Genomic DNA, 20,829 nt, shown 5'->3' with positions numbered 1-20,829 from the left:
ATAGAAGAAGGCTAGTTCGCAGTAATGCGTTTAAATAAATCATCCAACAATGGGTCACCAATATAGTTCTTAATCAGCACTAATGGCTTTTCACTTACACGTTTAACACGACCTTCAAGACTGGCATGGGTGACAATAATATCGGCATCTTGCGGAACGTTTTCGATAGCATAATGCGTCACAGTAATATTCAATCCCGCTTTCTCCAGACGCTTACGAAACGTGGTTGCCCCCATAGCACTGGAACCCATTCCTGCATCACAGACAAAAGCGACACGTTTAATGTTTTTATAAGAGAATTTCCCTTCCTGCTTCATTGCTTTGACGGCTCTGGCTGATTCAGCAAAGTCATCTTCACTTTCTGTTTCAACGTTCTTTTCCATTTTCAGGATGACAGAGGTAATAACAAAAGTAACAACGGTTCCCGCAGTGACTCCTGCAATGGTCGCGAGGAAAGAACCTTTCGGCGTTAATGCCAGATAGGCGAATATAGATCCTGGGCTTGGCCCCGCAACTAACCCACCGTCCAGCAGGTGGAATACCCACGTCCCGGTCATTCCCCCGGCAATCATCGCGATCAGGGTCAGAGGCTTCATCAGCACATACGGGAAATACAGTTCATGAATACCACCTAGGAAGTGGATAATCATGGCGCCTGGCGCAGACTTTTTACTCATCCCTTTGCCAAAGATAGCAAAGCCGAGTAACAAACCTAATCCCGGCCCTGGGTTAGATGCCACCATGAAGAAAATTGATTTTCCCGTTTCAGAAGCTTGCTGCATCCCCAGCGGATAATACACCCCCTGATCGATGGCATTGTTCAGAAAGAGGATTTTTGCCGGCTCATTGATTACGGATAGCAACGGCAGATAGCCCGCATGAACCAACGCTTCAATACACTCCTTCACGAAATTATTGGCAATGAGAACCGCCGGGCCGATAACTTCAAACCCCAGCAAGCATAAAAGCATTCCCGCAATACCAAGAGAGAAATTATTGATAACCATCTCGAAGCCTGCAGGAATGCGTTTTTCCAGCAGACGGTCGATATGCTTAATCACCCAACCGCCAAGCGGCCCCATTACCATCGCGCCAAGGAACATCGGGATATCCGCGCCCACAATAACGCCAATAGAACCAATGCCCCCCATCACCGCACCGCGTTTCCCGCCAACCAGATGTCCCCCAGTGGAGCCAATCATGACGGGCAGTAAATAGGTAATCATCGGACCGACAATTTTGGCGAAATGCTCATTCGGCATCCAACCAGTAGGAATAAATAATGCGGTAATAAAACCCCAGGCAATAAATGCGCCGATGTTAGGAATGACCATTGCAGTCAAAAACCCACCAAAAGCCTGGACTTTGGCACGAGCAGACTTGTTTTCCATAATAATGTCCTGAAAGGAAACCGTTAATTATGCTTGAGCGATAATATCCGCCAATTGTTTTTCTGATTTAGCCGCTAACAAAGCGGTTAGTGCTTCCTCTTCACATAATAATTCGCTTAAGGCCTGAATAGCGCCAATGTGTGAATCAGCATTAGCCGCCGACAATCCGATTAATAATCTGACACCTTCATCATCTTCGGCAAATTTCACTTCCTGTTTGAGAAGCGTTAATGACATACCGGTTTTTAACGCGCCACACTCCGGTCGAGCGTGCGGCATGGCGACACCTGGCGCTAAAATATAATAAGGACCATTGTTAATCGTTGAGTCTTTAATGGCCTGAATATAATCTGAATTGACATAATGATTGGCAAGTAAGGATGACATAGAAAAGTCAATTGCCTCCTGCCAGTTCTTTGCTGAATTTTTTATTGAGATAGATGATTCGGGAAAGTAATCAATCAGCCGCATACATTTTCCTTATTTTATTTTTAGGGTACGAGTTAGCGTTAAAAATAAAATACGCGCACGGCGAAATGAAATCAATCGAGGAGAAAACTACATACAGCGCAGAATGTTTTTTGATGATGCCTTTAAAAACAATGAATTGAGAAAAGAAATATAAAAGTCAACAGAAATAATGTGACTCAAGTTACAAATATAAAACATCGCTAAATATCATATTTGTGATGCAAATCTACATTTTCAGGTTGCGCACGACCAAATAAATTTACTTACTTTAAAAAAACGGGCCGCATAAGCGACCCGTTTTCACCTGTAATCAAAATTACAGCAGTTCTTTTGCTTTCGCGACAACGTTGTCGACAGTGAAGCCAAACTCTTCAAACAGCAGCTCAGCCGGTGCAGACTCACCAAAGGTAGTCATACCAACGATAGCGCCGTTCAGGCCCACATATTTGAACCAGTAGTCTGCGATACCCGCTTCCACTGCAACACGTGCGGAAACAGCTTTCGGCAGTACGGACTCGCGATAAGCGGCATCCTGTTTGTCGAACGCGTCGGTAGACGGCATGGAAACCACGCGCGCTTTAACGCCTTCAGCGGTCAGTTTGTCCCAGGCAGCCACAGCCAGCTCAACTTCAGAACCGGTAGCGATGAAGATCAGTTCCGGCTGACCGGCGCAATCTTTCAGCACGTAACCACCGCGCGCGATGTTCGCCAGCTGCTCTTCGGTACGTTCCTGCTGTGCCAGGTTCTGGCGGGAGAGGATCAGCGCGGTCGGACCGTCCTGACGCTCTACACCGTATTTCCATGCAACGGCAGATTCAACCTGGTCACACGGACGCCAGGTGCTCATGTTCGGGGTCACACGCAGCGAAGCTACCTGCTCTACCGGCTGGTGAGTCGGGCCATCTTCGCCCAGACCGATGGAGTCGTGGGTATAGACCATCACCTGACGCTGTTTCATCAGCGCAGCCATACGCACCGCGTTACGGGCATATTCCACAAACATCAGGAAGGTGGAGGTGTACGGCAGGAAGCCACCGTGCAGGGAGATACCGTTAGCGATAGCGGTCATACCGAATTCACGTACACCGTAATGGATGTAGTTACCGGCAGTATCTTCGTTGATAGCTTTAGAACCAGACCACAGAGTCAGGTTACTTGGTGCCAGGTCAGCGGAGCCACCGAGGAATTCAGGCAGCAGAGGACCAAACGCTTCAATCGCGTTCTGAGACGCTTTACGGCTGGCGATTTTCGCCGGGTTAGCCTGTAGCTTAGCGATGAACTCGTTCGCTTTTGCGTCGAAGTCAGACGGCATTTCACCTTTCATACGACGGGTGAATTCAGCGGCTTCCTGCGGGAAGGCTTTCGCATAAGCAGCGAACTTCTCGTTCCATGCAGCTTCTTTTGCCTGGCCTGCTTCTTTCGCATCCCACTGCGCGTAGATTTCAGACGGAATTTCAAACGGCGCGTATTTCCAGCCCAGCTGTTCGCGGGTCAGTGCGATTTCTGCATCACCCAGCGGCGCACCGTGAGAGTCGTGGGTACCAGCTTTATTCGGGGAACCGAAACCGATGATGGTTTTGCACATCAGCAGGGACGGTTTGTCGGTCACAGCGCGAGCTTCTTCAACTGCGCGCTTAATCGCGTCAGCATCGTGACCATCAACGCCACGAACCACGTGCCAGCCGTAAGCTTCGAAACGCTTAGCGGTGTCATCGGTGAACCAGCCTTCAACGTGGCCATCGATAGAGATGCCGTTGTCATCGTAGAACGCTACCAGTTTACCCAGCTTCAGCGTACCGGCCAGGGAACATACCTCGTGAGAGATACCTTCCATCATGCAGCCGTCGCCCATGAAAGCATAGGTGAAGTGGTCAACGATGTCGTGACCAGGACGGTTAAACTGCGCCGCCAGCGTTTTTTCGGCGATAGCCATACCCACAGCATTCGCAATGCCCTGACCCAGAGGACCGGTAGTGGTTTCAACACCCGCGGTGTAACCCACTTCCGGGTGACCCGGCGTTTTGGAATGCAGCTGACGGAAGTTCTGCAGCTCGGACATCGGCAGATCGTAGCCGGTGAGGTGCAGCAGGCTGTAAATCAGCATGGAGCCGTGGCCGTTGGACAGCACGAAGCGGTCACGGTCAGCCCAGGACGGGTTAGTCGGGTTGTGGTTCAGGAAATCACGCCACAGGACTTCGGCAATGTCAGCCATACCCATCGGGGCACCCGGGTGACCGGATTTGGCTTTCTGTACTGCGTCCATGCTCAGCGCACGAATAGCATTGGCAAGCTCTTTACGTGAGGACATTTTGACTCCAGATCGGATAATGAAGGCTGAGCCCTTAACGACTTGACGACAGCGCGTTTTGGGCTACGCCGGAAAAAAGTGCCAACAATGTAACCCAAGCCGCGTGTCATGTACATGGAGCATCCTTTTACCGCTTCAGAAATCTCTGGATCATGCGCGCAAGTTGCGCAATCTTCTCGCCCGCTGAATGTTCTTTTCTTTATACTAAGGCCGAGCGTCGGTTTACCTGCAAACGACGCATTTTTTAGAAAAATCCTGACTTTGTGCGGAAGAGAAAAAATGAAAATTCGCGCTTTACTGCTTGCTACGAGCATGGCGGCGGCATTGACCGGCTGCCAGAACATGGACTCAAACGGACTGCTTTCTTCTGGCGCAGAGGCTTTTCAGGCCTATAGTCTGAGCGATACTCAGGTAAAAGCGCTGAGCGATCAGGCCTGTAAAGATATGGACAGCAAGGCTACTATCGCCCCTGCCAGCAGCGAGTACACAACGCGTCTTGGCAAAATCGCCGCCGCGCTTGGCGACAACATTAACGGCCAGCCGGTGAACTACAAAGTCTATATGGCGAAAGATGTGAATGCCTTTGCCATGGCGAACGGTTGTATCCGCGTGTACAGCGGCCTGATGGACATGATGACCGATAACGAAGTCGAAGCGGTGATCGGCCACGAAATGGGCCACGTCGCGCTGGGTCACGTGAAAAAAGGCATGCAGGTCGCGCTGGGCACTAACGCCGTACGTGCAGCAGCGGCTTCCGCTGGCGGCATTGTCGGCAGCCTGTCGCAGTCGCAATTGGGCGATCTTGGCGAGAAACTGGTGAACTCGCAGTTCTCCCAGCGTCAGGAATCCGAAGCGGATGATTACTCGTATGATTTGTTGCGCAAACGTGGGATCAATCCGGCAGGCCTGGCCACCAGCTTTGAGAAACTGGCTAAACTGGAAGCAGGACGCCAAAGCTCAATGTTTGACGATCACCCGGCATCTGCAGAACGTGCGCAACACATTCGCGATCGCATGAGCGCAGACGGGATAAAATAATCCTCGAACAGTGCCGGATGGCGGCGTGAACGCCTTACCCGGCCTACAAATTCAGCAATAATGTAGGCCGGACTAGCGTCAGCGACATCCGGCAAAATAGTCCGAAACCCGTTATTCGCCTTTCTTCGCCGCCTGGATATACAGCATTTCCAGTGCCAGCGTAGCCGCCGCCAGCGCGGTGATCTCTGACTGATCGTAGGCCGGAGCCACTTCCACCACATCCATCCCGACGATATTCAGATCTTTCAGACCACGTACCAGCTTGATCGCGCGATCGGAAGTCAGACCGCCGATCACGGGCGTACCGGTTCCTGGAGCAAACGCCGGATCGAGGCAGTCGATATCAAAGGTCAGATACACCGGCATATCACCAACAATCTGCTTAACCTGGGCGATGACGTCATCTACGCCGCGATCGTTCACCTGGCAAGCATCCAGCACGGTAAAGCCGTTATCTTTGTCGAACTCGGTACGAATACCGATCTGCACAGAGTGATTCGGATCGATCAGACCTTCGTTCGGCGCAGTGTAGAACATGGTACCGTGGTCGAATTCACAGCCGTTAGCGTAGGTGTCGGTGTGGGCATCAAAGTGCACCAGCGCCATTTTACCAAAGTGTTTAGCGTGCGCGCGCAGGAGCGGCAGCGTGACGAAGTGGTCACCGCCGAAAGAGAGCATGCGCTTACCAGCAGAAAGCAACTTCTCAGCATGCGCCTGCAGTTTTTCACTCATTTCACGGGCATCACCGAACGCATAAACCAGATCGCCGCAGTCCACCACGTTCAGGCGCTCGCGCATATCGAAGTCCCACGGGAAGCGATTGTGTTCCCACGCCAGGTTAGTGGAAACCTGACGGATCGCAGCCGGACCATGACGACCGCCCGCGCGGCCAGACGTTGCCATATCAAACGGTACGCCGGTGATCACCCAATCGGCGTCGCTGTCGTACGGCATGAAGTTCATCGGCAGACGCAAAAAACCAAAGGCGTTAGAAACCAGGGAGTTGTCGTATTGATGACCTAAGGTGCTCATGTACTGACCTCTTTTAAAATCGGTGAAAAAAAATCCCCTCCGCGTCGTTAAGCCCGACGAGGAAGGGATTGATTTACGTGACTACTTGTATAGGCGAATTATCGCCGTTAATTTGCTCAGGTTCAAGCGAACCCCAACAGCATTACTCGTCTTCGAGATAGGTATATCCGTACAGACCTGCCTCAAACTCTTCGAGGAACTGCTGCTGCAACTCGGTATCCAGATCGGTGTTTTTCACCTGGTCACGGAACTGAGTTAGCAGGGTGTTCGGATCCAACTGCACGTATTGCAGCATATCCGCCACGGTATCCCCTTCGTCAGACAGCTCAACTTCCACGCTGCCGTCAGGGAAGACGAACACGTCAACCGCTTCAGTATCACCGAACAGGTTGTGCATGTTGCCAAGGATCTCCTGGTACGCACCCACCATAAAGAAGCCCAGCATCGGCGGGTTCTCAGGGTCGTATTCCGGCATCGGCATGGTGGTCGCAATGCCGTCACCATCAACATAGTGGTCGATAGCGCCATCAGAGTCACAGGTGATATCCAGCAGCACCGCACGGCGCTCAGGAGCCTTGTTCAGCCCTTCCAGCGGCATCACCGGGAACAGCTGATCGATCCCCCACGCATCCGGCATCGACTGGAACAGTGAGAAGTTGACGTAAATCTTATCCGCCATACGCTCCTGCAACTCGTCGATAATCGGACGGTGCGCGCGGTTGCTCGGGTCGAGTTGTTTTTGCACATCGTGACACATGTTCAGATAGAGCTGTTCTGCCCACGCGCGTTCCTGCAGGCTAAAGGTGCCTGAAGAGTACCCAACGTGAATATCGTGCAGATCCATCTGGCTGTCGTGCAGCCATTCACGCAGCGAACGACGGGTTCCCGGCTCATGCATCTCTTGCCAGGTTTCCCACATGCTTTGCAGGGCACGCGGCGCATCGTCAGCCGGAGGCGTTGCTTCGGTATGCTCGCTACGCTCAACGCCGATAATGTTAGACACCAGCACGGTATGATGCGCGGTAACAGCCCGACCGGATTCGGTAATTACCGTCGGGTGCGGCAGACCGTGCTCTTCACAGGCGTCGCCAATGGCCCAGATGATGTTGTTCGCGTATTCGTTCAGGCCGTAGTTTACGGAGCAGTCAGACTGCGAACGGGTACCTTCGTAGTCCACGCCCAGGCCACCGCCCACGTCGAAGCACTGGATATTTACGCCAAGCTTGTGCAGCTCAACGTAGAAACGCGCCGACTCACGTACGCCGGTGGCAATATCACGAATGTTCGCCATCTGTGAGCCGAGGTGGAAGTGCAGCAACTGAATACTGTCCAGACGACCGCGCTCGCGCAGCATTTCTACCAGTTGCAGCACCTGGTTTGCCGCCAGGCCGAATTTCGATTTCTCTCCGCCGGAGGACTGCCATTTGCCGGACCCTTGCGACGCCAGACGCGCACGCACGCCCAGACGCGGAACAACATTCAGTCGTTCAGCTTCATCCAGCACGATAGCGATTTCAGACATCTTCTCGATGACCAGATAGATCTTATGGCCCATCTTTTCGCCAATTAGCGCCAGGCGGATGTATTCGCGGTCTTTATAGCCGTTACACACGATCACGCTGCGGGTCATTCCGGCATGAGCCAGAACGGCCATCAGTTCAGCTTTAGAACCGGCTTCCAGCCCCAGCGGTTCGCCGGAGTGGATCAGCGATTCAATCACGCGACGGTGCTGGTTAACCTTGATCGGGTAAACGAGGAAATAGTCACCGTTGTAGCCGTAAGACTCACGGGCGCGCTTAAACGCGGCGTTAATCGAACGCAGACGGTGTTGCAGGATCTGCGGGAAGCAGAACAATGCAGGCAAACGCTGGCCCTGCGCTTCACGGGCTTTCACCAACTCAGCAAGGTCAACGCGCGCTTCTGGTACGTCGGGATCCGGGCACACGCTGATGTGGCCCAGTTCATTGACGTCATAGTAGTTATTACCCCACCAGGCAATATTGTAAGTACGCAGCATCTTGCTGGCTTCCTGGGAACTCATTGCAACCTCCTGCATGGAGCGTAGTACACCGTGTTCGCCTGCTGACGAAGGCGAACCCAAAGAAATGTCGTCAGACATAGCGAACCTCAAATTTTATTAACAAGTGTAAAACAGTTGACTACTATCGCAATCCGAAGACGCGATAACAACCCAAATACAGGCAGAATTTCCAGCAGATAGTGCTGACGCTCCGACTGTGCGACCGGTTTCTTTTTCATATCAATGTAAACACGTAACCGAACTTAATGCTGACGGTTCGGCGAAACCACGAGAAAACTCTTGTTTACCAAGAGCGCCCTTGTTCAGTTCTTAGTGACCGTTGCCGGCCCTGGAGTCCTGAGAAGCGCCGAGATGGGTATAACATCGGCAGGTATGCAAGATGCAGATTGCGGGGGACATATGTACACCAGAACGGTGCGACAGATTCAGCAGAATACAACGGTTCATTATCTCGTATCACCTCCACGGTTGCTCCTGACGGAACGAACCCACAAGCCAAAGCTAAAGTTTTAACCCGGCTGGAAGTGGCAACACGATGAAAACGTCGTGTGCTTTTTTGTCTATCCTCAATAAATCGAGTTGCGGGAAGGCGGCAACGCAGTGAATCCCCGGGCGCTTACAGGAGTAAGTGACTGGGCGAGTATTGCCAACGCACATGCAACTTGAAGTATGACGGATATGAGCCGCGCGCCGCGTTTTATACCGACAACAGTACGAAAAAGCAAAAGATAAATACGCGCATTGCCAGCACCGTCAGGAAAAATTTCCAGTTACATTTTCAGTACAATGCGAGCTCAATCAAAAAAAGCTGGAAATCAGGCGCAGAACCGCCTTAAAATAGCCGTCCAGATGTTAATCCATCTATACCGATTAACACTCAGACTGCCAGTGTCCGTCATCTGCAGACTCATGGTAGAATCTTCTACACATGGCTATTCCACTCGACAGTTTGAGCTAACTACATTCTCCTTAGGTGAAATTAAATATGGCAAAACACCTTTTTACGTCCGAGTCCGTATCAGAAGGGCATCCTGACAAAATCGCTGACCAAATCTCTGATGCCGTGCTGGATGCAATCCTGGAGCAGGATCCGAAAGCACGCGTTGCCTGCGAAACCTACGTCAAAACCGGTATGGTTTTAGTTGGCGGTGAGATCACCACCAGCGCATGGGTTGATATCGAAGAGATCACCCGTAACACGGTTCGCGAAATTGGCTATGTGCATTCCGACATGGGCTTTGATGCCAACTCTTGTGCGGTACTGAGCGCGATTGGTAAACAGTCTCCGGACATCAACCAGGGTGTTGACCGTGCGGATCCGCTGGAACAGGGCGCAGGCGACCAGGGTCTGATGTTTGGTTATGCAACCAACGAAACCGACGTGCTGATGCCAGCCCCGATTACCTATGCTCACCGTCTGGTGCAGCGTCAGGCTGAAGTGCGTAAAAACGGCACCTTATCCTGGCTGCGCCCGGATGCAAAAAGCCAGGTAACCTTCCAGTATGACGACGGTAAAATCGTCGGTATCGATGCGGTTGTTCTGTCGACTCAGCACTCTGAAGATATCGATCAGAAATCGCTGCAAGAAGCCGTTATGGAAGAGATCATCAAGCCGGTACTGCCGACTGAATGGCTGACAGCTTCAACCAAGTTCTTCATCAACCCAACTGGTCGTTTCGTTATCGGCGGTCCAATGGGTGACTGCGGTCTGACGGGTCGTAAAATCATCGTTGATACCTACGGCGGCATGGCCCGTCACGGCGGCGGCGCATTCTCTGGTAAGGATCCGTCTAAAGTTGACCGTTCCGCAGCTTATGCAGCCCGCTACGTAGCGAAAAACATCGTTGCCGCTGGCCTGGCTGACCGTTGTGAGATTCAGGTTTCCTACGCAATCGGCGTGGCTGAACCGACCTCTATCATGGTGGAAACGTTCGGTACTGAAAAAGTGCCTTCAGAACAGCTGACCCTGCTGGTGCGTGAGTTCTTCGACCTGCGCCCGTATGGCCTGATTCAGATGCTGGATCTGCTGCACCCAATTTACAAAGAAACCGCCGCTTACGGTCACTTTGGTCGCGAACATTTCCCATGGGAAAAAACCGACAAAGCCGCCCTGCTGCGTGAAGCTGCCGGTCTGAAGTAATTCCCCGACGGCTCAATGCTTATGAAGACCAGCCTCATGCTGGTCTTTTTTATGTCATTTGCTCTCCCATCCCCCATCGCTATAACCACGCTAATTTCATTTGCTTCAATAACAAATGAAAGCGATTACATAGCACAGTATTTCTATCTACCTTGAATTCACATCTCTTCGTTACCAGCATTGCATCACTGTTACATCATATTTCAGCAATGTCTTAAAATCAGCCAATCAACTTTATTCTATAATAATAAATAATGTTAACTTTCAACTCATTAAACAATAATCCACATGAATGCCAGTGTAACCGATTACACTAATGTGATGTGATTCGCATTTTTTTACCCCGTACTCACCTACCCTTAACATCAACAAAACTAGCTACCCAACGGAGGGCATCATGCCTGACAATAAAAAAACGGGGCATTCCAACAAAGCCATGACATTTTTTGTCTGCTTCCTGGCAGCCCTGGCTGGATTACTTTTTGGCCTGGATATCGGTGTTATTGCCGGTGCTTTACCATTCATCACCGACGAGTTCCAAATTACCCCACACACTCAGGAATGGGTGGTGAGTTCCATGATGTTTGGTGCGGCAGTGGGCGCCGTCGGCAGCGGTTGGCTCTCCTTTAAGCTGGGGCGTAAAAAAAGCCTGATGATCGGCGCAATCCTGTTTGTTGCCGGTTCGCTGTTCTCCGCCGCAGCGCCAAACGTTGAAGTGCTGCTGGTTTCCCGCGTGCTGCTCGGCCTGGCAGTCGGCGTTGCGTCTTATACCGCACCGTTGTACTTGTCCGAAATCGCCCCGGAAAAAATTCGCGGCAGCATGATTTCTATGTATCAGTTAATGATCACCATCGGTATTTTAGGTGCGTATCTTTCCGATACGGCATTTAGCTACAGCGGCGCATGGCGCTGGATGCTGGGCGTGATCATCATCCCTGCCCTGTTACTGCTGGTTGGCGTCATCTTCCTGCCGGACAGCCCGCGTTGGTTTGCGGCTAAACGTCGTTTTGTCGATGCCGAACGCGTTCTGTTGCGTCTGCGTGACACCAGCGCTGAAGCCAAACGCGAGCTGGATGAAATTCGTGAAAGCCTGCAAGTGAAGCAGAGCGGCTGGGCGCTGTTTAAAGAAAACAGCAACTTCCGCCGCGCAGTTTTCCTTGGCGTTCTATTACAGGTGATGCAGCAGTTCACCGGGATGAACGTCATTATGTATTACGCGCCAAAAATCTTTGAGCTGGCGGGTTACACCAACACCACCGAACAGATGTGGGGGACCGTTATTGTCGGTCTGACCAACGTGCTGGCAACCTTTATCGCCATTGGCCTGGTTGACCGCTGGGGCCGAAAACCTACGCTGATCCTCGGCTTTATCGTCATGGCCGTCGGTATGGGCGTGCTGGGTACAATGATGCACGTGGGTATTCACTCGCCAGCCGCACAATACTTCGCTGTCCTGATGCTGCTAATGTTTATCGTTGGCTTTGCGATGAGCGCCGGTCCGCTGATTTGGGTACTGTGCTCTGAAATCCAGCCGCTGAAAGGTCGCGATTTCGGCATCACCTGCTCTACCGCAACTAACTGGATTGCCAACATGATTGTCGGCGCAACCTTCCTGACGATGCTGAACTCGCTGGGCAGCGCCAACACCTTCTGGGTCTACGGTGGCCTGAACGTACTGTTCATCTTCCTGACCCTGTGGCTGATCCCTGAAACTAAAAACGTCTCTCTGGAACACATTGAACGTAACCTGATGAAAGGTCGTAAACTGCGCGAAATTGGCGCACACGACTAATCTCGTTAGGCTTCCTCCCCCGTGGGAGGGAGCCTTCCTCTTGCAGTCCCTTCCCTGTCGCACTATCCTCTGGCGTTATGAAAACCTCCCGTCTCCCGATCGCCATCCAGCAAGCCGTTATGCGCAGCCTGCGGGAAAAACTCGCTCAGGCCAATCTCAAGCTCGAACGCCAATACCCGGAACCAAAGCTGGTTTACCAACAGCGCGGAACCGCCGCGGGTACCGCGTGGCTACAAACCTACGAAATTCGTCTTAATCCAGTTTTGCTGATGGAGAATGTTGACGCGTTCGTTAACGAAGTGGTGCCCCATGAACTGGCGCATCTACTGGTGTGGAAACACTTTGGCCGCGTACCGCCGCACGGGAAAGAGTGGAAATGGATGATGGAGAGCGTGCTGGGCGTACCGGCCCGGCGCACGCATCAGTTTGAGCTGCAATCCGTGCAGCGTAAGACCTTTACATACCGCTGTAAGTGTCAGGAGCACCAACTGACCGTCCGCCGCCATAACCGCGTTGTACGCGGCGAAGCCACCTACCGCTGCGTTCACTGCGGTGAACCGCTGGTTGCAGAATAATCTTCAGAATTATCAGGAACTTTTCTGATCTAACTGATTGCATACAGGAATGACTTTCGCTACGTTGCGGGCTCGTTTTGACACGGAGTTCGTGATGTACCGTAATCTTTCTTTTGCTGCGGCCCTGTTAGCCGCTGCGTTTTCAGGCTCGGTTTTAGCCGAAGGCATCAACAGTTTTTCTCAGGCAAAAGCAGCAGGCGTTAAAGTTAACGCCGATGCGCCAGGCGATTTCTATTGCGGATGTAAAATTAACTGGCAAGGAAAAAAAGGGGTCGTTGACCTCGAATCCTGCGGCTATAAAGTGCGAAAAAATGAAAACCGCGCCAGTCGAATTGAATGGGAACACGTTGTCCCCGCCTGGCAATTTGGTCATCAGCGCCAGTGCTGGCAGGACGGAGGGCGTAAAAACTGCGCTAAAGATCCGGTCTATCGCAAAATGGAAAGCGATATGCATAACCTGCAGCCCGCGGTGGGTGAGGTCAATGGCGATCGCGCAAACTTTATGTACAGCCAGTGGAACGGTGGTGAAGGCCAATATGGACAATGCACCATGAAGGTTGACTTCAAAGAGAAAGTTGCCGAGCCGCCAGCCCGCGCCCGTGGCGCCATCGCGCGTACCTATTTTTACATGCGCGACCAATACAACCTGACGCTCTCCCGCCAGCAAACTCAGCTTTTTAATGCCTGGAATAAGCAGTATCCGGTCACCGATTGGGAGTGTGAGCGCGACGAACGCATTGCGAAGGTACAGGGGAACCATAACCCCTATGTGCAACGCGCTTGCCAGGCGCAAAAGAGCTAACCTACACTAGCAGCAATATTTTTTAACCATGCCCTGGCCTTTTGCAGCCCAGGGCCATGACGCGGATGTTTAACTATGCGCATTCCTCGCATTTATCACCCTGAGCCACTCACTTCCGGCAGCCAAATTTCACTGTGTGAAGATGCAGCCAACCATATCGGCCGCGTACTGCGTATGGGGCCAGGCCAGGCGCTACAGCTGTTTGATGGCAGCAATCAGGTATTCGACGCCGAAATCACCCACGCCAGTAAGAAAAGCGTGGACGTGAAGGTGCTTAACGCTGAACTCGACGATCGAGAATCGCCGCTGCACATCCACCTGGGCCAGGTGATGTCGCGGGGTGAAAAAATGGAATTTACTATCCAAAAATCGATTGAACTGGGTGTAAGCCTCATTACGCCACTTTTTTCTGAGCGCTGCGGCGTTAAACTGGACAGCGAACGCCTGAACAAGAAGCTCCAGCAGTGGCAGAAAATCGCCATTGCCGCCTGCGAACAGTGCGGTCGTAATCGGGTGCCTGAAATTCGCCCGGCGATGGATCTGGAAGCGTGGTGCGCCGAACAAGATGAAGGTCTGAAACTGAACCTGCATCCCCGCGCCAGCGCCAGCATCAATACGCTGCCGCTCCCGGTGGAACGCATCCGCTTGCTGATTGGCCCCGAAGGTGGGCTGTCGGCAGATGAAATTGCCATGACCGCACGATATCAATTTACTGATATTCTGTTAGGACCTCGCGTTCTGCGTACTGAGACAACTGCGCTCACCGCCATCACCGCGCTACAGGTGCGTTTTGGCGATCTGGGCTAACGGAGAAGAACAATGATCAAGCTCGGCATCGTGATGGATCCCATCGCAAGCATCAACATCAAGAAAGATTCCAGCTTCGCTATGCTGCTGGAAGCGCAACGTCGCGGTTACGAAATTCATTATATGGAAATGGCCGATCTCTATCTTATCAACGGTGAAGCCCGCGCCCGTACGCGTACCCTGAGCGTAGAGCAGAACTACGACAAATGGTATGAGTTCAATAGCGAGCAGGATCTCCCGCTGGCAGATCTGGACGTCATTCTGATGCGTAAGGATCCGCCGTTTGATACCGAGTTCATCTACGCAACCTATATTCTGGAACGTGCAGAGGAGAAAGGGACGCTAATCGTCAACAAACCGCAGAGCCTGCGCGATTGTAACGAGAAGCTGTTCACCGCATGGTTTGCCGACCTGACGCCGGAAACGCTGGTCACGCGTAACAAAGCGCAGCTGAAAGCCTTCTGGCAAAAACACAGCGACATCATTCTCAAACCGCTGGACGGCATGGGCGGCGCATCTATTTTCCGCGTGAAGGAAGGCGATCCGAACCTTGGCGTTATTGCCGAAACACTGACCGAGCACGGTACCCGTTATTGCATGGCGCAGAACTATCTGCCGGCAATTAAAGACGGCGATAAACGCGTGCTGGTGGTCGATGGCGAACCCGTTCCGTACTGCCTGGCGCGTATTCCACAAGGCGGCGAAACCCGTGGCAACCTGGCAGCCGGCGGTCGTGGCGAGCCGCGTCCATTAACCGACAGCGACTGGGAAATTGCACGTCGCATTGGGCCAACGCTGAAAGCAAAAGGTTTGATTTTTGTCGGTCTGGATATCATTGGCGACCGTCTGACGGAAATTAACGTCACCAGCCCAACCTGTATTCGTGAAATTGAAGCGGAGTTCCCGGTTTCGATTACCGGTATGCTGATGGACGCCATCGAGGCACGTTTGCAGAAATAAATAAGTTGCCGGATGGCGATGCCTTCGCGTCTTATCCGGCCTACATTTGCACCCCGTAGGCCGGATAAGGCAAAGCCGCCATCCGGCAAAGCTATCTTCAGAGGGTGACATCTTCGCGCTTTGCCCACATACTGGGCTCTGTTGCTTTTTTGAACCAGGAAACAGAACCTCTGACAATGAATTTACAGCATCACTTTCTAATTGCCATGCCTGCTCTCCAGGATCCGATTTTCCGCCGTTCCGTGGTGTATATCTGTGAACACAATGAGAACGGAGCAATGGGGATTATCGTCAATAAACCTCTGGAAAACTTACAAATTGAAGGGATTCTGGAAAAGCTGAAGATTACTCCAGAAGCACGCGATCCTGCCATTCGTCTGGACAAACCGGTGATGCTCGGCGGCCCGCTGGCGGAAGACCGTGGATTTATTCTACACACCCCGCCGTCACGCTTTGCCTCCAGTATTCGCATTTCAGATAACACTATCATCACCACCTCCCGCGATGTACTTGAAACCCTGGGTACGCAGGAGCAGCCATCCGAAGTGCTGGTTGCGCTGGGCTATTCATCATGGGAAAAAGGTCAACTGGAACAAGAGCTACTGGATAACGCCTGGCTCACTGCTCCCGCAGACCTCAACATCTTATTTAAAACACCGATTGCCGACCGCTGGCGCGATGCGGCGAAGCTTATCGGGATAGATATTCAGACCATGCCTGGCGTGGCGGGACACGCCTGATGAGCGGAACATTACTCTCTTTTGATTTTGGTACGAAAAGTATCGGCGTCGCGGTTGGTCAACGCATTACCGGTACGGCGAGACCCTTGCCCGCCATCAAAGCACAGGACGGTACGCCAGACTGGAGTTTGATTGAACGCCTGCTAAAAGAGTGGCAGCCGGACGAAATCATTGTCGGCCTGCCGCTCAACATGGATGGCACCGAACAACCCCTTACTGCGCGCGCGCGCAAATTCGCTAACCGTATTCACGGTCGCTTTGGCGTAACCGTAACGCTACACGATGAACGTTTGAGCACCGTCGAAGCCCGCTCAGGCCTGTTTGAGCAAGGCGGATACCGGGCGTTGAATAAAGGCAAAGTAGATTCCGCTTCTGCCGTTATTATCCTTGAAAGCTATTTCGAGCAGGGCTACTAAAGTCGCCCCTGCGCCTGGCGCTGCTGCTGACTTTGTGCAAACGTCTGCATACCTGTCTGCTGCCCGGTTTGAATCACACCGGGTAGCTGATGCGTTTTCCCTTCGCGGATCAAATTGCCCACGGCGGGCGTGTTGACGAGCAGTTCGAATAGCGCCACGCGTCCTCCCTGCTTATCTTCCTCCAGCTTTTGCGAAAGTACCGCCCGCAGGCTGTCTGCAAGCTGGTTACGCACCGGATCTTTCTCCTGTGCGGGAAAGGTGTCCACCAGCCGCGCGATGGCCTGCGCCGCCCCTCGCGTATGTAAGGTTGCCAACACCAGATGCCCGGTCTCCGCTGCCGTTAAGGCCAAACGAATAGTTTCCACGTCGCGCAGCTCGCCCAGCAAAATGACGTCGGGATCTTCGCGTAACGCGCCGCGCAAACCGGCAGCAAAAGAAGCGCAGTGTACGCCCACCTCCCGCTGTTGAATAAGACAACGCTGGCTGGTGTAGCGATATTCAATCGGATCTTCCAGCGTCAGAATATGCCCCGCAATATGTTGATTAAGGTACTCCACCATCGCCGCCAGGGTGGTTGATTTACCGCTGCCGGTGGCTCCAGTGACCAGAACTAATCCATTTTCACCGTGCAGCAGTTCAGGTATGGCCTCCGGGGTCTGGAGATCGTCTAAACGAGGACATTCAAGCGGTAGCAATCTTAGCGCCAGCGAGGTTCCCTGTTGATGAGCAAATGCGCTGGCGCGTAGACGCCGGGAGTCCGCCAACGTAAGGGCAAAATCAATCTGCCCCTGTTCCCGCCACTGTACCTGTTGTTGCTCACTGAGCCAGCACATCAGCAGATTCTCCACGTCAGGGGGAGTAAATGGTGCTATTTCGACTTTTCCACGTATGCGCCAGCGCGCAGGCCATGCATTGCACAGGTGTAGATCCGACACGTTATGCTTTACACTAAGGGCCACTATTTCTTCCATATTCATATGAACATCCTCGGAAAATGAACGATATCGCGCATAACCTGGCACATGTCCGGGACAAAATCTCAGCCGCCGCGACGCGTTGCGGGCGGTCTTCAGAAGAAGTTATGTTGCTTGCAGTCAGCAAAACCAAACCTGCGAGCGCCATCGAAGAAGCCATGACCGCAGGGCAGCGTGCCTTCGGTGAAAACTATGTCCAGGAAGGGGTGGATAAGATCCGCTACTTTCAGGAAAAAGGCGTTAACGATCTGCAGTGGCACTTTATCGGCCCGCTGCAGTCGAACAAAAGTCGTCTGGTCGCTGAACATTTTGACTGGTGCCATACGATTGATCGTCTGCGTATCGCTGCCCGTCTGAGCGAACAGCGCCCTGCGGAACTGCCGCCGCTCAATGTGTTGATTCAGATTAATATCAGCGATGAGAACAGTAAGTCAGGTATTCCGCTTGCAGAGCTTGACGCACTGGCCGCTGAAGTCGCCGCGCTGCCACGCATTACCCTGCGTGGTCTGATGGCGATTCCGGCGCCAGAGTCAGATTATGTAAGGCAGTTTGAAGTTGCACAGCAAATGGCGGTAGCATTTGCCGGGTTGAAAACACGTTACCCAAGTATCGACACGCTCTCACTGGGGATGTCTGATGATATGGATGCCGCCATTGCGGCGGGTAGCACGATGGTGCGCATCGGCACTGCCATTTTTGGTGCTCGTGATTACACTAAAAAATAAGGAAAACTAAGGAACACCATGAATACGTTGACCTTCCTGCTCTCAACGGTAATTGAGCTGTATACCATGGCGCTGCTGCTGCGCGTGTGGATGCAATGGTCTCGCTGCGATTTCTACAACCCGTTCTCGCAGTTTATTGTGAAAATCACTCAGCCCATTATTGGGCCGTTACGCCGTATCATTCCCCCGATGGGGCCAATTGACAGCGCATCGGCATTAGTTGCGCTCGTTCTGAGCTTTATCAAGGCCATCGTGCTGTTTAAGGTGGTTACGTTCCAGCCGATCATCTGGATCGCCGCCGTGCTGATTGTCCTGAAGACTATCGGACTGCTGATTTTCTGGGTTCTGCTGGTGATGGCGATTATGAGCTGGGTCAGCCAGGGCCGCAGCCCTGTGGAGTACGTGCTGATTCAACTGGCGGATCCGCTGCTGCGTCCTATTCGTCGCTTACTTCCAGGCATGGGCGGGATCGATTTCTCGCCAATGATCCTGGTTCTGCTGCTGTATGTCATTAACATGGGCATCGCAGAAGTGTTACAGGCGACAGGTAACATGCTGCTGCCGGGGCTGTGGATGGCGCTATGAGTGCCGTTACCCCCTGCGATGACGGTCTGGTTTTACGGCTCTACATTCAGCCTAAAGCCAGCCGTGACAGTATTGTAGGTTTACATGGCGACGAACTAAAAGTCGCCATTACCGCCCCACCGGTTGATGGGCAAGCCAATAGCCATCTGGTGAAGTTTCTCGGCAAACAGTTCCGTGTGGCAAAAAGCCAGGTCGTCATTGAGAAGGGCGAGCTTGGTCGTCACAAACAGGTTAAAATCATTCATCCGCAACAGATCCCGCCCGAAATTGCGGCGCTAACTGATTAGGTATCCCATGCAAAAAGTTGTCCTCGCGACCGGCAACGCCGGTAAAGTGCGTGAACTCGCCTCTCTTCTGAGTGATTTCGGTCTTGATGTTGTTGCCCAAACGGATCTGGGTGTTGATTCTGCAGAAGAAACCGGGCTGACGTTTATTGAGAACGCCATTCTGAAGGCACGTCATGCCGCGCAAATTACCGGTTTACCCGCCATTGCTGATGACTCCGGTCTGGCGGTAAATGCCCTTGGCGGCGCGCCGGGCATCTATTCAGCCCGCTATTCCGGCGAAGATGCAACCGATCAGCAGAACCTGGAAAAACTGCTCCACACCCTGCAGGATGTTCCTGATGACAAGCGCCAGGCACAATTCCACTGCGTGCTGGTGTATATGCGCCATGCAGACGATCCAACACCTGTGGTTTGCCACGGACGCTGGCCGGGCGTTATTGCCCGTGAACCTGCCGGAAACGGTGGTTTTGGCTACGACCCAATCTTCTTTGTGCCCTCTGAAGGGAAAACCGCCGCCGAACTGACCCGCGAAGAAAAGAGTGCGATTTCTCACCGCGGACAAGCGCTGAAGCTGCTGCTGGATGCCCTGCGTAATGGTTAAGCTTCCACCGATAAGTCTTTACATACACATCCCGTGGTGCGTGCAGAAATGCCCGTACTGCGACTTCAACTCGCATGCGCTTAAAGGCGAAGTCCCTCATGACGACTATGTGCAGCATCTGCTGAGCGATCTGGATTCTGAGGTGGCCCACGCCCAGGGCCGCGAGGTAAAGACGATTTTTATCGGTGGTGGTACGCCGAGCCTGCTTTCTGGCCCGGCAATGCAAACGCTGCTCGACGGCGTGCGCGCACGGCTGAATCTCGCCGCAGATGCAGAAATCACGATGGAGGCGAATCCCGGTACGGTGGAAGCCGATCGCTTTGTGGATTATCAACGTGCTGGCGTAAACCGTATCTCCATTGGTGTACAGAGCTTTAGCTCCGCCAAACTCGAACGTCTGGGACGTATTCACGGGCCGGAAGAAGCCAAACGTGCAGCGCACCTGGCGAGCGGTCTGGGACTACGCAGCTTTAACCTCGACCTGATGCACGGTTTACCGGATCAGACGCTGGAAGAGGCACTGGGCGATTTACAGCAGGCCATCGCGCTCAACCCGCCGCATCTTTCCTGGTATCAGTTGACCATCGAACCGAATACGCTGTTCGGGTCCCGACCACCGGTATTACCGGACGACGACGCGCTGTGGGATATTTTTGAGCAAGGCCACCAATTGCTGACCGCCGCGGGGTATCAGCAGTACGAAACCTCAGCCTACGCCAGACCGGGTTATCAGTGTCAGCACAACCTAAATTACTGGCGTTTTGGCGACTATCTAGGCATTGGCTGCGGCGCGCACGGCAAAGTCACTTTCCCTGACGGTCGCATCCTGCGCACTACCAAAACGCGACATCCGCGCGGATACATGCAAGGACGTTATCTGGAAAGCCAGCGAGATGTCGCCGAGGCCGATAAGCCGTTTGAGTTCTTTATGAACCGTTTCCGGCTGCTGGAAGCCGCGCCTCGCGCGGAGTTCACGCAATATACCGGGCTTACCGAAGACGTTATTCGTCGACAGATCGATGAGGCCATTGCCCAGGGCTATCTGAGTGAATGCGATGAATACTGGCAGATTACCCAACACGGTAAGCTATTTTTGAATTCGCTGCTGGAGCTGTTTCTGGCGGAGTGATGCTCGATGCGCCCA

General features: G+C 52.8%; 22 protein-coding genes. 14 read left to right on the top strand and 8 right to left on the bottom strand.

Features of this window, described 5'->3' with window-relative positions:
* Positions 1-11: 11 nt before the first annotated feature.
* From HV314_RS04915 to tkt, 3 genes are all read right to left on the bottom strand, one after another.
* Complete coding sequence (locus HV314_RS04915) at positions 12-1,391, bottom strand: PTS mannitol transporter subunit IICB (RefSeq protein ID WP_016157435.1); 1,380 nt, start codon at positions 1,389-1,391, stop codon at positions 12-14.
* A gap of 27 nt (positions 1,392-1,418) precedes the next feature.
* Positions 1,419-1,862 carry a PTS mannitol transporter subunit IIA gene (gene cmtB, locus HV314_RS04910; RefSeq protein ID WP_181547461.1) on the bottom strand — a complete coding sequence of 148 codons (444 nt, stop codon included), beginning with the start codon at positions 1,860-1,862 and terminating at the stop codon, positions 1,419-1,421.
* Between the two features lie 316 nt (positions 1,863-2,178).
* Positions 2,179-4,170, bottom strand: a complete 1,992-nt coding sequence (gene tkt, locus HV314_RS04905) for a transketolase (RefSeq protein ID WP_016154386.1) — start codon at positions 4,168-4,170, stop codon at positions 2,179-2,181.
* A gap of 279 nt (positions 4,171-4,449) precedes the next feature.
* Between tkt and HV314_RS04900 the strand changes: the two genes are divergently transcribed.
* Complete coding sequence (locus HV314_RS04900) at positions 4,450-5,208, top strand: M48 family metallopeptidase (protein ID WP_016157437.1); 759 nt, start codon at positions 4,450-4,452, stop codon at positions 5,206-5,208.
* Between the two features lie 111 nt (positions 5,209-5,319).
* Here the strand turns inward: HV314_RS04900 and speB are convergent, their stop codons facing one another.
* The 4 genes from speB to HV314_RS27295 all read right to left on the bottom strand — a co-directional run bounded on the left by speB (position 5,320) and on the right by HV314_RS27295 (position 8,728).
* Positions 5,320-6,240, bottom strand: coding sequence for an agmatinase (speB, locus tag HV314_RS04895; protein WP_049282160.1), 921 nt, complete (start codon positions 6,238-6,240; stop codon positions 5,320-5,322).
* Between the two features lie 142 nt (positions 6,241-6,382).
* Positions 6,383-8,359: a biosynthetic arginine decarboxylase gene (gene speA, locus HV314_RS04890; RefSeq protein ID WP_016154389.1), complete on the bottom strand. Its 1,977-nt coding sequence runs from the start codon at positions 8,357-8,359 to the stop codon at positions 6,383-6,385.
* 8 nt (positions 8,360-8,367) lie between these two features.
* A complete protein-coding gene (yqgB, locus tag HV314_RS04885; protein WP_049041971.1) occupies positions 8,368-8,499 on the bottom strand; it encodes an acid stress response protein YqgB in 132 nt (43 codons plus the stop codon).
* A 91-nt stretch (positions 8,500-8,590) separates the two neighbouring features.
* The gene (locus HV314_RS27295) at positions 8,591-8,728 is read right to left on the bottom strand and encodes a hypothetical protein (protein ID WP_269149342.1); all 138 of its coding nucleotides are present in this window, start codon (positions 8,726-8,728) and stop codon (positions 8,591-8,593) included.
* A gap of 538 nt (positions 8,729-9,266) precedes the next feature.
* Between HV314_RS27295 and metK the strand changes: the two genes are divergently transcribed.
* The 8 genes from metK (at position 9,267) to ruvX (ending at position 16,513) form a co-directional block, all read left to right on the top strand.
* Entirely contained in the window at positions 9,267-10,421 is a 1,155-nt protein-coding gene (metK, locus tag HV314_RS04875) for a methionine adenosyltransferase (RefSeq protein ID WP_003027071.1), read from the top strand.
* Between the two features lie 397 nt (positions 10,422-10,818).
* Positions 10,819-12,213, top strand: coding sequence for a galactose/proton symporter (galP, locus tag HV314_RS04870; protein ID WP_016154390.1), 1,395 nt, complete (start codon positions 10,819-10,821; stop codon positions 12,211-12,213).
* Positions 12,214-12,290: 77 nt separating this feature from the next.
* Positions 12,291-12,788 carry a SprT family zinc-dependent metalloprotease gene (locus HV314_RS04865; RefSeq protein ID WP_016157438.1) on the top strand — a complete coding sequence of 166 codons (498 nt, stop codon included), beginning with the start codon at positions 12,291-12,293 and terminating at the stop codon, positions 12,786-12,788.
* Positions 12,789-12,882: 94 nt separating this feature from the next.
* The gene (gene endA, locus HV314_RS04860) at positions 12,883-13,590 is read left to right on the top strand and encodes a deoxyribonuclease I (RefSeq protein ID WP_016154392.1); all 708 of its coding nucleotides are present in this window, start codon (positions 12,883-12,885) and stop codon (positions 13,588-13,590) included.
* 75 nt (positions 13,591-13,665) lie between these two features.
* Entirely contained in the window at positions 13,666-14,397 is a 732-nt protein-coding gene (gene rsmE, locus HV314_RS04855) for a 16S rRNA (uracil(1498)-N(3))-methyltransferase (protein WP_016154393.1), read from the top strand.
* A 12-nt stretch (positions 14,398-14,409) separates the two neighbouring features.
* On the top strand, positions 14,410-15,357 hold the full coding sequence (gshB, locus tag HV314_RS04850) for a glutathione synthase (RefSeq protein ID WP_016154394.1): 948 nt from the start codon (positions 14,410-14,412) through the stop codon (positions 15,355-15,357).
* 176 nt (positions 15,358-15,533) lie between these two features.
* Positions 15,534-16,097 (top strand): YqgE/AlgH family protein, encoded by a 564-nt coding sequence (locus tag HV314_RS04845; protein ID WP_016154395.1) that lies wholly within the window; start codon positions 15,534-15,536, stop codon positions 16,095-16,097.
* Complete coding sequence (gene ruvX, locus HV314_RS04840; protein ID WP_003825428.1) at positions 16,097-16,513, top strand: Holliday junction resolvase RuvX; 417 nt, start codon at positions 16,097-16,099, stop codon at positions 16,511-16,513. Before HV314_RS04845 ends, ruvX begins: the two co-directional genes overlap by 1 nt.
* On the opposite strand, the gene HV314_RS04835 is transcribed toward ruvX, so the two are convergent.
* Positions 16,510-17,490 (bottom strand): type IV pilus twitching motility protein PilT, encoded by a 981-nt coding sequence (locus HV314_RS04835; RefSeq protein ID WP_016154397.1) that lies wholly within the window; start codon positions 17,488-17,490, stop codon positions 16,510-16,512. The two genes, ruvX and HV314_RS04835, sit on opposite strands and share 4 nt — an antisense overlap.
* 17 nt (positions 17,491-17,507) lie before the next feature.
* On the opposite strand from HV314_RS04835, the gene HV314_RS04830 reads away from it, so the two are divergent.
* Genes HV314_RS04830 through hemW form a run of 5 tightly spaced genes read left to right on the top strand, consistent with a single transcriptional unit; the run spans position 17,508 to position 20,814 of the window.
* Positions 17,508-18,212 carry a YggS family pyridoxal phosphate-dependent enzyme gene (locus tag HV314_RS04830; protein ID WP_016154400.1) on the top strand — a complete coding sequence of 235 codons (705 nt, stop codon included), beginning with the start codon at positions 17,508-17,510 and terminating at the stop codon, positions 18,210-18,212.
* An 18-nt stretch (positions 18,213-18,230) separates the two neighbouring features.
* Positions 18,231-18,797 carry a YggT family protein gene (locus HV314_RS04825; RefSeq protein WP_016154401.1) on the top strand — a complete coding sequence of 189 codons (567 nt, stop codon included), beginning with the start codon at positions 18,231-18,233 and terminating at the stop codon, positions 18,795-18,797.
* Complete coding sequence (gene yggU / locus HV314_RS04820) at positions 18,794-19,084, top strand: DUF167 family protein YggU (protein WP_005123286.1); 291 nt, start codon at positions 18,794-18,796, stop codon at positions 19,082-19,084. The genes HV314_RS04825 and yggU overlap by 4 nt, the downstream gene beginning before the upstream one ends.
* A gap of 7 nt (positions 19,085-19,091) precedes the next feature.
* The gene (locus HV314_RS04815; protein ID WP_016154402.1) at positions 19,092-19,685 is read left to right on the top strand and encodes an XTP/dITP diphosphatase; all 594 of its coding nucleotides are present in this window, start codon (positions 19,092-19,094) and stop codon (positions 19,683-19,685) included.
* A complete protein-coding gene (gene hemW, locus HV314_RS04810; RefSeq protein WP_181547459.1) occupies positions 19,678-20,814 on the top strand; it encodes a radical SAM family heme chaperone HemW in 1,137 nt (378 codons plus the stop codon). The genes HV314_RS04815 and hemW overlap by 8 nt, the downstream gene beginning before the upstream one ends.
* The last annotated feature ends 15 nt before the right edge of the window (positions 20,815-20,829 follow it).

Origin of the sequence: Citrobacter sp. RHBSTW-00887 (genome assembly GCF_013728095.1) — a bacterium.
In the GTDB taxonomy this organism is placed as follows: domain Bacteria; phylum Pseudomonadota; class Gammaproteobacteria; order Enterobacterales; family Enterobacteriaceae; genus Citrobacter; species Citrobacter braakii.
This window is presented reverse-complemented; position numbering and strand designations above follow the sequence as displayed.

Excerpts from the sequence above, each read along its gene's own strand:
- HV314_RS04915 (WP_016157435.1), bottom strand. The coding sequence starts at position 1,391 with ATGGAAAACAAGTCTGCTCGTGCCAAAGTCCAGGCTTTTGGTGGGTTT.
- cmtB (WP_181547461.1), bottom strand. The coding sequence starts at position 1,862 with ATGCGGCTGATTGATTACTTTCCCGAATCATCTATCTCAATAAAAAAT.
- tkt (WP_016154386.1), bottom strand. The coding sequence starts at position 4,170 with ATGTCCTCACGTAAAGAGCTTGCCAATGCTATTCGTGCGCTGAGCATG.
- HV314_RS04900 (WP_016157437.1), top strand. The coding sequence starts at position 4,450 with ATGAAAATTCGCGCTTTACTGCTTGCTACGAGCATGGCGGCGGCATTG.
- speB (WP_049282160.1), bottom strand. The coding sequence starts at position 6,240 with ATGAGCACCTTAGGTCATCAATACGACAACTCCCTGGTTTCTAACGCC.
- speA (WP_016154389.1), bottom strand. The coding sequence starts at position 8,359 with ATGTCTGACGACATTTCTTTGGGTTCGCCTTCGTCAGCAGGCGAACAC.
- yqgB (WP_049041971.1), bottom strand. The coding sequence starts at position 8,499 with ATGAAAAAGAAACCGGTCGCACAGTCGGAGCGTCAGCACTATCTGCTG.
- HV314_RS27295 (WP_269149342.1), bottom strand. The coding sequence starts at position 8,728 with ATGAACCGTTGTATTCTGCTGAATCTGTCGCACCGTTCTGGTGTACAT.
- metK (WP_003027071.1), top strand. The coding sequence starts at position 9,267 with ATGGCAAAACACCTTTTTACGTCCGAGTCCGTATCAGAAGGGCATCCT.
- galP (WP_016154390.1), top strand. The coding sequence starts at position 10,819 with ATGCCTGACAATAAAAAAACGGGGCATTCCAACAAAGCCATGACATTT.
- HV314_RS04865 (WP_016157438.1), top strand. The coding sequence starts at position 12,291 with ATGAAAACCTCCCGTCTCCCGATCGCCATCCAGCAAGCCGTTATGCGC.
- endA (WP_016154392.1), top strand. The coding sequence starts at position 12,883 with ATGTACCGTAATCTTTCTTTTGCTGCGGCCCTGTTAGCCGCTGCGTTT.
- rsmE (WP_016154393.1), top strand. The coding sequence starts at position 13,666 with ATGCGCATTCCTCGCATTTATCACCCTGAGCCACTCACTTCCGGCAGC.
- gshB (WP_016154394.1), top strand. The coding sequence starts at position 14,410 with ATGATCAAGCTCGGCATCGTGATGGATCCCATCGCAAGCATCAACATC.
- HV314_RS04845 (WP_016154395.1), top strand. The coding sequence starts at position 15,534 with ATGAATTTACAGCATCACTTTCTAATTGCCATGCCTGCTCTCCAGGAT.
- ruvX (WP_003825428.1), top strand. The coding sequence starts at position 16,097 with ATGAGCGGAACATTACTCTCTTTTGATTTTGGTACGAAAAGTATCGGC.
- HV314_RS04835 (WP_016154397.1), bottom strand. The coding sequence starts at position 17,490 with ATGAATATGGAAGAAATAGTGGCCCTTAGTGTAAAGCATAACGTGTCG.
- HV314_RS04830 (WP_016154400.1), top strand. The coding sequence starts at position 17,508 with ATGAACGATATCGCGCATAACCTGGCACATGTCCGGGACAAAATCTCA.
- HV314_RS04825 (WP_016154401.1), top strand. The coding sequence starts at position 18,231 with ATGAATACGTTGACCTTCCTGCTCTCAACGGTAATTGAGCTGTATACC.
- yggU (WP_005123286.1), top strand. The coding sequence starts at position 18,794 with ATGAGTGCCGTTACCCCCTGCGATGACGGTCTGGTTTTACGGCTCTAC.
- HV314_RS04815 (WP_016154402.1), top strand. The coding sequence starts at position 19,092 with ATGCAAAAAGTTGTCCTCGCGACCGGCAACGCCGGTAAAGTGCGTGAA.
- hemW (WP_181547459.1), top strand. The coding sequence starts at position 19,678 with ATGGTTAAGCTTCCACCGATAAGTCTTTACATACACATCCCGTGGTGC.